We start from the raw sequence: 11,040 nt of genomic DNA, 5'->3' as shown, positions 1-11,040 counted from the left end.
CGCTTAATCCGCATAAAAAAACAAAATAACAGGCTGACAGCACTTGCGAAAAAGAAGCTGAGAGTGAAGTAAAGAACACTACTGAGCGTAGCGTCAGAACTGGTGGCGAATTCCAAGACGTGCTCCCTGCTGCCGGAAAATGTCGCCTTGATCGGTATGCTGCAGCTGCCAGAGCAGCTGCCACGATGGGTTTAGACTATGAGCACCTGCCACAAAATAGTTGCGCACCGGGGTTTGAATGACTTGGCCATTCGGTAATACCTCTTGGTCGTCACCAAAGGCAAAGCCAGCACTCAACTTGTCTTGGTCACGATAAAACCAATCCGCTTGCAGGCGATGATTGAACGCGGTTTCGCCAGCCAGTGATACTCGCCCTGCGCCATAAACCAAACGATATGAACCGACGTACTTTTCGAAAACCACGCTGGCCTTTTCAACTGAAACAGTCTCGTAGCTGGTCCATTGATAGCCGGGCTCAACAGTCCATCCGCCGGGCAAAGACTGATACCAGCTCAAGTAGGCTTGATGTTTGGGCTTAATCAGCGGATTGGCAGTCCATGTACCTTCTACGTGCAGGCTGCCGGTGGCTGTGATCGATTGATAGGCCCCAACCTGAATGGGAGTATCATGCGCCTTACCGCGTTGGTAGTCGCTAACCTCGCCATACAGGGTGCGCGTAGCTTGTTTCAAAGAGCCCGCCACGCTGAGCGTTTGTGCAGCGCTCAGGCCTTTGCTGTAGTGCTGATAATCGGCACTGAGCTCGACCCAACCCGTATCTGCCAGCGCGGTTAAAGGCAGGCAGCAAAAGCAAATAAGGGCTTTCATGGCGCGACTCGCACGATGCGCTTGAGTCTGGCAGCGAGCTCTGCGGGCTGAAAAGGTTTGGCAATAAAGTCATTGGCGCCGGCATCGAGGGCTTTCACAATGTCTTCCTCACGAGTCTTGCCGGTGAGCACGAGAATAGGCACGTGCGCCCAGGTGGGAGATTGGCGAATATTCTCAAGTACCACCATGCCATCGACAAAGGGCAGTAACCAATCGAGAATGATCGCAGCCGGTGGTTCCTGGCTACTCAGCATGTCCAGCGCTTTTTGACCATCAGCGACATGTGTAAAATCAAAGCCTTGGCGCTGCACAATGAAACGCACCAACTGAGCAGACATTTCATCATCTTCGACAAGAACAACCCGAGGGGAGGACATGACGAGCTCCTTGATTGCAAAATTTGCTCAATTGCTAACAGTATGCAATGAAATTACTGATTAACTTGTAAGCGCGCTGTCGCCCAAGTGTTCAATCTTTGTAGATAAACTTGGGGATTTCCCAGCCTTTGTAAATGGCAACCATACGCAAACAAAATCCGCCAATTAAACAGGCAAAAATACTGAGATTGGGCGATACAGCGCACTCCAACAGTAACCAATAAGCGCCAGCAGTCAGTAACGAGACCACCGCATAGAGCTCCTTTTGAAACACTAACGGAATTTCATTACACAACACGTCCCGTAACACGCCGCCAAACACGCCGGTCATCATGCCGCTAATCATGCAGATCAGCGGTGAAAGCTGCATGTCACGGGCAATGGCGCAACCAATTAAACTGAAGGCAACCAGACCGAGCGCATCCAGTACCAAAAAGGCGCGCTTGAAATGGTGCATGACCGGGGCAAGCAGCACCGTGACTAACGCGGCAATAACCGTAATTAAGAGGTACTCGGGGTTAGCCACCCAACCAACGGGATAGTGCCCGAGCACGACATCCCGCAAGGTGCCGCCGCCCAAGGCCGTAACGCAGGCAATAATGATGACGCCAAACAGGTCCATGTGGCGACGACCTGCAGAAAGTGCGCCTGTCATGGCCTCGGCCGTAATGGCTACTAGGTAGATAATCGATAACAGCATGAGTTTCTCAGTGATTTATACCGTATCGTGCCAAAAATAAATTCACATTTTCCTGCACCAAGTATTGATCTTGTGCAGCATCAGGAATGCCTAGACCCAACGTGGCTCGCAAGTGGGGTCTTCCAAGAAATAGCGATAAAAACTGATCACAGGCTAGGGGTATGTTATTAACTTGCAACTTTCCAGCCAAAACCGATGCCGATAGAAAGTTAGACACTAAGTTGTTGACGCGTTCTGGGCCAGCTTTGTAATAACCCGCACACACGTCAGGATGCAATGTCGCAAGCCCGTACAACATACGATGTAGGCGGATGACATCGTCTGCGCGCATGAGACTGAGAAATTGTGTGCCAATCAGTGTCAGTGCTTGCCTCGGCTTTGAGGGATCCAATTCGCTTTCGGTAATCGATGCAAACATAGCATCGGTTCGACAACCCACACAGGCCTCCAGTAATAGGCTTTTGCTGGGGAAGTAGTTGTAAAGCGTCATCTTCGACACACCAGAATTCTGCGCTACCGACTCCATGCTGGCGCGATCGAATCCCTGCTCGAGAAAATGCTGTGACGCGCTCTCGATGACGCGCTTCATGCGCTCCGGGTCGCGGGGGCGGCCACGCTTGCTTTTGATGACGTCGCTCATTTATTTACTTGACAGTCCAGTAAATCGGCAATATTACTATACGCCTAAGTCCACTTAATGGTCAAAGCATGCGTTCAGCTCTGTCGATTTGCAATCGTTTCCTGTTGCGTCCGGCGCCGCCGGCGCGTCCCGTGCTCTGGCGACGACTTTTCTTGCTGGCGATGAGCGGCTTTGTGCTCGCGGCCTGTTCGGGGACGCCTTTGAAGCCGGCGGTAAAGTTATCGCCGGCTTATCAGCAAGGCGCGGCGGCTACGGCAGCGATAAACGGTAACTGGTGGCAAGTGTTCCAGGACCCGGTGCTGGATCAGCTCATCGCGCGCGGGCTGGCCGGCAATCACGATGCCCGCCTGGCGCTGGCGCGAGTGCAGCAGGCCCGAGCCGGGACCACCGCTGCGCAGTCCCGGTTGCTGCCCTCGCTGGCGCTGACCGGGTCGCAAGCTGACAACCGCAGCGGTTTGCCGGCACCCTTCAAGAATGGTTCACCCGATACAGAAAGCACGCGGGTGGCACTGGATCTAAGCTGGGAGCTGGACCTGTTCGGCGCCGCCCGGACCGCACGCCGAGCTGCCGGGCGTGATTTGCTGGCCGCTGAGGCGGGCATCGATGGCACGCGCCTGTTGGTGAGCAGCGAAATCGCCCGTCAGTATTTCATCCTGCGCGGCGCACGCGAGCGCTTGCTCCTGCTCAATGACATTGTGGCAACGCTGCGCAAAACCGAGGAGCTGACGCGCAAGCGCTTTGCTGCCGGCATGGCGAGCGAGCTGGATGTGGAGCTGGCCAGCGGCGAACGGCTGAATACCGAAGCCTTGCAGCCGCCGTTGCAGACCCTGGTGGTGGCCACCCAGGCCCGACTAGCGGTGCTCATGGGCCAGGACCCGAGTTTGCCTGATACCGTCCCGGCGTCGACGCTGGGTGAATGGCCGGACCCCGGTCCTGTCGCTCCCGGTCAGCCGGCTGAGCTGCTGGCGCGGCGACCCGACCTGCGGGCTGCCGAGCAGCAGCTGGCGGCAGAAAGTGACCGGCTTCAGGAAGCGCGGTTGAATTATTTACCGAAATTTTTTCTGAATGCAGTGTTTGGCGGCCAGGATCTGACGCTTAACAGTATCGCACTGGCCCCCGTGCGTTACTCGAACGTGGCGCTGGCTTTCTCGGCGCCGCTGTTTAATGGCCGAGTGCGGGCCGGCATCGAGGCGCAGACTGCGCGTGAGCAGCAGGCGCTGATCCATTACGAGAAACTGATCCTGACGGCCGTCGAAGAAGTCGAGGTCAGCCTGGCAGCCTTGAACGATGAGCGCCGCCGCAGTGGCTTGCTGACCGCGGTTGCAGCGGCGCGACACAAAGCCCTGCGGCATGGCGAGAGCCTGTATCGCGCCGGTCAGATTGATCTGCTGCAGCTGCAGACGCTGCAGCGGGCAACGCTGGCGGCTGACCAGTCGCTGGTCGAGAGTGAGGCCCAGCGTGCACTCAACACCATCCAGCTACATAAGGCGCTGGGCGGCAGCTGGCAAACACCTGCGACCAAACCGGCCAACGTAACACCGGCAAACGTCACCCCCGCCATCCAGACGAGTACTCAGTCATGATTTCCTTTTTTGCGCTTCCGCGATGCCTGACCATTCCTGCCGCCAGTATCGTAGCCACTCTGTTTCTGCACGGGTGCTCCACGGAGGCAGCGCCGCCGGTTCTGGCGCATCCGGTGCTGGTCATGACGGTGAAAAGCCAGGCCCAATCGGATGCTCGCAGCGTGCCTGGCGTGGTGTCGGCGCGGTATGCCACCGAGATCGGCTTTCAGGCCAGCGGGCGCATTGGCAAGCGGCTGGTCGAGGTTGGACAGGTCGTGCGCCAGGGCCAGGCGCTGTTGCAACTGGATGCCAGTGATTACGCGCTGGCGCTGTCGGCAGCCGAAGATCAGGCCGCAGCCGCCAAGGTCGATGCCGATCAGGCTGGTCTGGATCAGCAGCGCTTCGCGGCGCTGGTTGCCGATGGCGCGGTCAGTGTGGCCGATAACGAGCGCCAGAAAGCGCGTGCCGATGCCGCCAGGGCGCGTGCCTTGCAGGCTGGCCGACAGGTTCAGCTGGCGCGTAACCGTGCCCGCTATGCCACGCTGGTTGCGCCTTACGATGGTGTAGTGACCGCCATCCGCGCTGAAGCCGGGCAGGTCGTGGGCGAGGGCCAGCCCATTGTGGCCATGGCACGCCAGGGCGAGTTTGAAATTTCGGCGGATATCCCCGAAGCACTGGTCGCCAGTTTGCCAAAGCAGCAGGCGCAGGCCGAGGTCTGGGGCACACCATCAGAGCGCTTTGCGCTCACATTACGTGAGATCGCGCCGTCCGCGAGCCAGCCGCTGCGCACCTATCGCGCCCGTTTCAGCTTGCGCGATGTATCACCGGAGGATCGTGCCCAGCTGCGACTTGGCATGACCGCGCAGGTCACGCTGGTCGGTGCCGGTCATTCGGCTGCCAGCAGCGCTATTCGCCTGCCGGCATCGGCACTGATGCAGGCACAGGGTCAGACCACGGTCTGGGTGGTGCCGGCCAAGCAGTCGCGCCTGTCGCGGCAAAGCGTCCGCGTGCTGTCCTACCAGAATGACACGGTGACGGTGACGGGCTTGCAGGACGGCATGCAGGTGGTCATCGCCGGCGTGCAAAAGCTGGATGCGAAGATGCCGGTGCGCGCGGTTGAGCGCAGCGGTGCCGGGCTTGATCTCGGTGCTAATCCCAAGAGCGCAGGGGACCGTTCATGAAGGGTTTCAACCTCTCCGAGTGGGCGGTAAACCATCGTGCGATGGTGATTTTCCTGATGATTGCCTCGCTGCTGGCGGGCGTGTTTTCGTTTCGCCAGCTCGGCCGCCTGGAAGATCCGAACTTCAATGTGCCGGCGATGACCGCCGTGGTGGTCTGGCCCGGTGCGACTGCGCAGGAAGTGCAGGATCAGGTGCTCAATCGCATGGAGCGGGCCGTGCAGGAGCTTCCCGGTCTGAACTATGTGCAGAGTTTTGCCCGTCAGGGCTACGGCGGTATGACGCTGACCATCAACGGCCGCAACTCCGGCGCCGAATTGAAAGAGTTGTGGTATCAGGCACGCAAGAAAATTGGCGATGCCCGGGGCGATTTTCCGGCTGGCGTGCGTGGCCCGTTCTATAACGACGAATACACCGATGTTTATGCCACGCTCTATGCCCTGCGCGGCGATGGCGTGACTCAGGCAGAGCTGCAGGAGTTTGCCGAGCAGATCAAACGCCGCCTGCAGACGGTGCCGAATACCAACAAGGTCAATATCCTCGGCAAGCAGGCCGAGAAGATTTATGTCGAATTGTCGAGTCGGCGTCTTGCCGCGCTGGGCTTGCCGGCGCAGGCCGTGTTCGAGGCTATCGCGCAGCAGAATCAGGTGAAGCCCTCGGGCTTTGTTGATACTGGCAGCGACCGTCTATTTACCCGCATCGATGGCAGCCTGCATTCCGTTAAAGACATTTCGGAAATCAGCATCGAGGCCGGTGGCAATCTGCTACGTCTTGGCGACATCGCCAAGATCTACAGCGGCTACGAAGATCCACCGTCGTTCACCATTCGCCATAACGGCCACCCGGTGCTCGCGATCGGCGTCACCATGTCGCCCAATGCCAACATCCTCACGCTGGGTGCGGATCTGGATGCCGAGCTGGCGAAGATTCGTGCCGACCTTCCGGTGGGTATCGAGATCGACAAGTATGCGGACCAACCCAAGGTCGCCGCTGATTCGGTCTGGGAGTTCGAAAAGTCCTTCCTGGAGGCGCTGGTCATCGTATTGGCGGTGTCCTTCCTGTTCCTCGGCTGGCGCACTGGCATCGTCGTGGCCTTGTCGGTGCCATTGGTGCTGGGCATTGTCGCGGTCATCATGCTGGCGTTCGGCTGGCAGCTCGACCGCATCACGCTCGGTGCGCTCATCATCGCCCTCGGTCTGCTGGTGGACGACGCCATCATCGCCGTGGAAATGATGGTGGTAAAAATGGAGCAGGGCTGGGATCGCGTGAAAGCCGCGACCTTCGCCTACAGCTCCACCGCCTTCCCGATGCTGACCGGCACGCTGGTCACTATCGCCGGCTTCATGCCGGTGGGCTTCGCCAAATCCACCTCGGGTGAATACGCCGGCGGCATCTTCTGGATCGTTGGCATTGCGCTCATGGTGTCGTGGTTCGTGGCCGTGGTGTTCACGCCGTATCTGGGCGTGCTGTTGTTGCCCAAAAATCTGGCCGAGAGGGCGCATCACGACCCTTACGACAAGCCGGTGTATCGTAAGCTGCGTCAGCTCGTGGATTACTGCGTGGTTAATCGCAAACGCGTGCTGGTCGCCACGGTCGGTCTGTTCGTGGCCTCAATGCTGGGCATGAAGCTGGTGCAGCAGCAATTCTTCCCCACCGCCTCGCGTCCGGAGTTGCTGGTTGAACTGCGTCTCAAGGAAGGTGCGTCATTCCAAGCGACGCAGACCGAGGTCAAGCGTCTGGAAGCGATTCTGGCCAAAGACAAAGACATCGAGTTCTTCACCGCCTATACCGGCCTTGGTTCGCCGCGCTTCTACATTTCGCTGCAGCCGGAGCTGCCAAATCCGGGCTACGCCCAGTTCGTCATCAAAACCGGCAGTCTGGAAGCGCGTGAAGTTGTGCGTAAACGCCTGCTCGACCTGTTCAATGCCGATCAGGTTTTCCCGACCGTGCGCGGGCGCGTGCTGCGTCTGGAGTTCGGTCCGCCGGTCGGCTTCCCGGTGCAGTTCCGCGTGGTCGGGCCGGATGCCAACGAGGTGCGTCGCATTGCTCACGAGGTGCGCGATATCGTGCGACAGAGCGAGCTCGTGCGTGACACCCAGCTGACTTGGGATGAAAAAGTGCGCTCGCTCAAGCTCGATGTCGACCAAGACAAGGCACGCCTGCTCGGCATAACCAGCGCCGACATCTCGGACCTCGTGCAAACTGTGCTTTCCGGCGCCCCGGTGACGCAGGTTCGCCGTGGCGAAGAGCTGATTGATGTCGTGGTACGTGGTACGCCGGAAGAACGTCTGGCCGTCAATGGCGTTGGCGACATTGCCCTGTTCTCGCAAACCGGCGGCGTGGTGCCATTGAGCCAGATTGCCAAGGTCGAGCCGTCCTTCGAAGAACCGGTCTTGTGGCGTCGCAATCGCAACACCGTGCTGACCGTGCGCAGCGATGTCGTCGATGGCGTGCAGGCGCCGTATGCCACGCAGCAGATCTGGCCATCGTTGCAGCCGCTGATTGATAAGCTGCCACCGGGTTATCACTTAGAGCAGGGCGGTGCCATCGAGGAAAGCGTGAAGGCCAACCAAGCGCTGGGTGCAGTATTTCCGGTCATGCTCATCGTCATGCTGGCGCTGTTGATGATGCAGCTGCAGAGCTTCTCGCGCATGTTCATGGTGTTTATGACGGCACCGCTGGGGCTGATTGGTGTGGTGCCGGCGCTGCTCATCTTTCAGGTGCCGTTCGGCTTTGTGGCCCTGCTCGGTGTCATCGCGCTGGGCGGCATGATCATGCGCAACTCGGTGATTCTGGTCGATCAGATCGATCAGGACATCGCCCAGGGTGTCGCGCCCTGGGATGCGATTGTTGATGCCACCGTGCGGCGCTCACGACCCGTGGTGCTGACGGCGGCGGCGGCCATTCTGGCCATGGTGCCACTGTCCGGCAGTGTGTTTTGGGGGCCGATGGCGATCGCCATCATGGGCGGACTGGTGGTGGCAACCGGCCTCACGCTGCTTTTCGTGCCGGCGCTCTACGCCGCGTGGTTCAAGATCAAGCGGCCGGTGGCGCCGTAAGCTGCAGCTCCATGGCCACATAGTGGCTGAGCATTTCCGACAGCCCCTCGATCAGCTCTTCCGTGCTGATCGAGGGGGATGGCTCGGTGAGGTGGCGCAGGATAACGAAGATGCTGCCATTGACGAAGATATAGCTCATCGTGGCCATGCGCCGCATCCGCATCAGTTCCGGATGGTGCATCACATAGTGCACGATCATCTCCTGCAAGATACGTATCACTGGGTCCAGCCCGACCCTCACTTCCAGGCTCATGGCACTTTGCGCGTAATGCAGATAGCGCGAATCGTTCTCACGGAGAAACGCCTGCAAACGCCCGATGATGGTGGTGACGGCGCCGTGGATGTCCTGCTTCACGATCACGGCGGCCAGCGGCTGCAGCATGGCTACTACCTCCGCCACGAAGCGTTCGTGCATGGCCGCGTAAACCGCCTCTTTATTTTCAAAATACTCATAGAGCGAACCCACGCCAATGCCGGCAATGTCGGCGATATGGCGGGTGGTTGTGGCCGCCAGACCATGGCGGGTGAGGCTGATGAATCCGGCTTCAAGAATGGCATCGACGGTGGCGATGGCGCGTTGCTGACGAGGAGCACGAGGCATGAGCAGTATCCGAGTTGAATCCGAACAGTAGTTCGGAATAATTTCTCATGGTCGGTTGTGCCAGTCAACAATGTCAATATAAGCCGATTGGAGAATCATCATGTCTGCCACTGTCCAAGCCACTACCCGCAGGTTCAGCGGTGCCCAAGTGGGTATTCCACCGCGTCACGTGAAATTCAGCTTCCCCGTTGAGGCTGATCGTTACTTTTTCTTTAATCAGAACCCGCTTGCCAGCCTAGTTTTTGTGGTTTTCTCTGGCGTATTTCCGCCTGGAGAGCGATTTTTTGTGGAGTCTGTTCGGCGTTTTCGAGATCAAGTCAGTGACCCGGTTCTTAAAGCGCAAATTGCCGGTTTCATCGGCCAGGAAGCCTTGCACGGCCGTGAGCATGACCGTCTGAATGCCTTTTTTTCAGCGCGTAATTTAGATGTTGAAACGCCCGACCGTGCGGTGAAGTGGAGCTTGCGGCAGCTCGAGCGATTCTCGCCACGCTTGCAGCTGGCCTGTACCACCATGATGGAGCATTTCACTGCACATCTTGCCGAGCAATGGCTTACGCATGAGGCGTTTCGAAACAGCTCCGATGGCGAAATGCTAAAACTGTGGTACTGGCATGCACTCGAGGAGCTCGAGCACAAGTCTGTGGCCTACGATGTGTTCGAGCAGGTTGGAGGCACGCTGGCCGAGCGCCGGATCGCGCTTGGTCTTGTTCTGGCGCTCTTGGCGCCGCCGATCATTGCCAGTTGGGGCGTATTGCTGTTGAAGGAAGGGCAGTTATTGAGTGTTCAAGAGAATCTGCGTGGTCTGCGAGCTCTGTTTGGCAAAAACGGGTTTATCTCCGGAGTGCTTAAACACATGCCTGCCTACGTGAAACCCGGTTTCCACCCGTCACAGCAACAAACGCAGGCGCTAGAGAATGAATGGCGCGAGCGTTTGTTTGGCCGTTACGGCGAGCTGCTGGACGAGTATAAAAACTCTGAAGCATTAGCTTCTGCTTGAAGGGCTGGCGTGTTTCCTCAGGCTTTGCGTGGCAATGATCAGCAACGTAATGGCCGTTAAGGGCAGCGCGAAGTACAGCAAGCCATCGCGCAGCAAGGAAAGCTGCGCATGTTGATTGGCGGCCATAATCAGATACAGCGTATAGGCCACGTAATAGCCCAGAAACAATGCGCCTTCACCGCGGCTAATGATGCCGCCGGTAAAGAAGATGGGTAAGCAAGCCACGGCCACGGCAATCATGATGGGAATGTCGAATGCGATAGCGGAGGCCGACACAGGCAACCCGGCGGGAGCCACCATGCTGGCTAAGCCCAAGACACCCATTAGGTTAAACAGGTTACTGCCCACCACATTGCCCACCGCAATGTCGCGCTCACCACGAATGGCTGCAATGAGGGAAGTAACTACTTCTGGCAGCGAGGTGCCTGCGGCCACAATGGTCAGACCAATCACCAGCTCGCTCACGCCCATGTGCTGAGCAAAGGTCACGGCGCTTTCCACCAACCAGCGCGAGCCCAGCACTAACATCGCTAAACCACCCAGCACTAAGGCGAGGTTGCTCAGCCAGTTCATGGGCTCGTTTGGCGCTGCAAAGGCTTCATCGTATTCCGCTTTAATGGCGGCCGTTTCTTTACGGCTCTGGCGAATGAGCAGTGCGATATAGGCGCTGAGGCCAAAAAATAAGACGGCGCCGTCTAGGAAGCTCAGCGTGCCATCTTGCGCGAGCACCCAAAGCAGTACGGATGCACCAATCATGAGGGGCACATCAAGCTTAATCAGCTGTTGAGCCACAATAAGCGGCACAATGATGGCGGATAAACCCAGAATAAACAGCACGTTAAAAATGTTGCTGCCCACCACGTTGCCAATGGCGATGTCGGCTTGGCCAGCAAAGGCCGACTTCACGCTCACGGCTAACTCCGGTGAACTGGTGCCGAACGCGACAACCGTTAGGCCCACAACCAACGGCGAAATGCCCAAGGCCCCAGCCATGCGGGAGGCCCCGCGCACTAAGGCCTCTGCGCCAAGAACGAGTAGGCCTAGGCCAACAATAAACAACAAGATCGTCATGACAAGTGCTCCGAAAATATCTTGGTTGAT

10 protein-coding genes are annotated in these 11,040 nt (G+C 58.2%); 4 read left to right on the top strand and 6 right to left on the bottom strand.

The window, feature by feature from the left end:
• Positions 1 to 93: 93 nt before the first annotated feature.
• The 4 genes from AC14IB_RS02750 to AC14IB_RS02735 all read right to left on the bottom strand — a co-directional run bounded on the left by AC14IB_RS02750 (position 94) and on the right by AC14IB_RS02735 (position 2,542).
• Positions 94 to 825: a YaiO family outer membrane beta-barrel protein gene (locus AC14IB_RS02750; RefSeq protein WP_484230446.1), complete on the bottom strand. Its 732-nt coding sequence runs from the start codon at positions 823 to 825 to the stop codon at positions 94 to 96.
• Complete coding sequence (locus tag AC14IB_RS02745) at positions 822 to 1,202, bottom strand: response regulator transcription factor (protein WP_484230445.1); 381 nt, start codon at positions 1,200 to 1,202, stop codon at positions 822 to 824. Before AC14IB_RS02745 ends, AC14IB_RS02750 begins: the two co-directional genes overlap by 4 nt.
• 91 nt (positions 1,203 to 1,293) lie before the next feature.
• Positions 1,294 to 1,899 carry a trimeric intracellular cation channel family protein gene (locus AC14IB_RS02740; protein WP_484230499.1) on the bottom strand — a complete coding sequence of 202 codons (606 nt, stop codon included), beginning with the start codon at positions 1,897 to 1,899 and terminating at the stop codon, positions 1,294 to 1,296.
• Between the two features lie 10 nt (positions 1,900 to 1,909).
• Positions 1,910 to 2,542: a TetR/AcrR family transcriptional regulator C-terminal domain-containing protein gene (locus AC14IB_RS02735; protein ID WP_484230444.1), complete on the bottom strand. Its 633-nt coding sequence runs from the start codon at positions 2,540 to 2,542 to the stop codon at positions 1,910 to 1,912.
• A gap of 68 nt (positions 2,543 to 2,610) precedes the next feature.
• Here AC14IB_RS02735 and AC14IB_RS02730 point away from each other — a divergent pair, with 68 nt between their 5' ends.
• Genes AC14IB_RS02730 through AC14IB_RS02720 form a run of 3 tightly spaced genes read left to right on the top strand, consistent with a single transcriptional unit; the run spans position 2,611 to position 8,341 of the window.
• Positions 2,611 to 4,125 carry an efflux transporter outer membrane subunit gene (locus AC14IB_RS02730; RefSeq protein ID WP_484230443.1) on the top strand — a complete coding sequence of 505 codons (1,515 nt, stop codon included), beginning with the start codon at positions 2,611 to 2,613 and terminating at the stop codon, positions 4,123 to 4,125.
• Positions 4,122 to 5,285 carry an efflux RND transporter periplasmic adaptor subunit gene (locus AC14IB_RS02725; protein WP_484230442.1) on the top strand — a complete coding sequence of 388 codons (1,164 nt, stop codon included), beginning with the start codon at positions 4,122 to 4,124 and terminating at the stop codon, positions 5,283 to 5,285. Before AC14IB_RS02730 ends, AC14IB_RS02725 begins: the two co-directional genes overlap by 4 nt.
• Positions 5,282 to 8,341 (top strand): efflux RND transporter permease subunit, encoded by a 3,060-nt coding sequence (locus AC14IB_RS02720; RefSeq protein WP_484230441.1) that lies wholly within the window; start codon positions 5,282 to 5,284, stop codon positions 8,339 to 8,341. The genes AC14IB_RS02725 and AC14IB_RS02720 overlap by 4 nt, the downstream gene beginning before the upstream one ends.
• Here AC14IB_RS02720 and AC14IB_RS02715 read toward each other — a convergent pair.
• Positions 8,319 to 8,942: a TetR/AcrR family transcriptional regulator gene (locus AC14IB_RS02715; protein ID WP_484230440.1), complete on the bottom strand. Its 624-nt coding sequence runs from the start codon at positions 8,940 to 8,942 to the stop codon at positions 8,319 to 8,321. The genes AC14IB_RS02720 and AC14IB_RS02715 overlap by 23 nt on opposite strands.
• A 100-nt stretch (positions 8,943 to 9,042) precedes the next feature.
• Here AC14IB_RS02715 and AC14IB_RS02710 point away from each other — a divergent pair, with 100 nt between their 5' ends.
• A complete protein-coding gene (locus AC14IB_RS02710; RefSeq protein WP_484230439.1) occupies positions 9,043 to 9,939 on the top strand; it encodes a metal-dependent hydrolase in 897 nt (298 codons plus the stop codon).
• Here the strand turns inward: AC14IB_RS02710 and AC14IB_RS02705 are convergent.
• A complete protein-coding gene (locus AC14IB_RS02705; RefSeq protein WP_484230438.1) occupies positions 9,925 to 11,010 on the bottom strand; it encodes a calcium/sodium antiporter in 1,086 nt (361 codons plus the stop codon). The genes AC14IB_RS02710 and AC14IB_RS02705 overlap by 15 nt on opposite strands.
• Between the last annotated feature and the right edge of the window lie 30 nt (positions 11,011 to 11,040).

Source organism: Perlucidibaca sp., assembly GCF_057084925.1.
The sequence above is the reverse complement of the archived record's forward strand: the minus strand, read 5'-3'. Positions and strand labels throughout refer to the sequence as shown.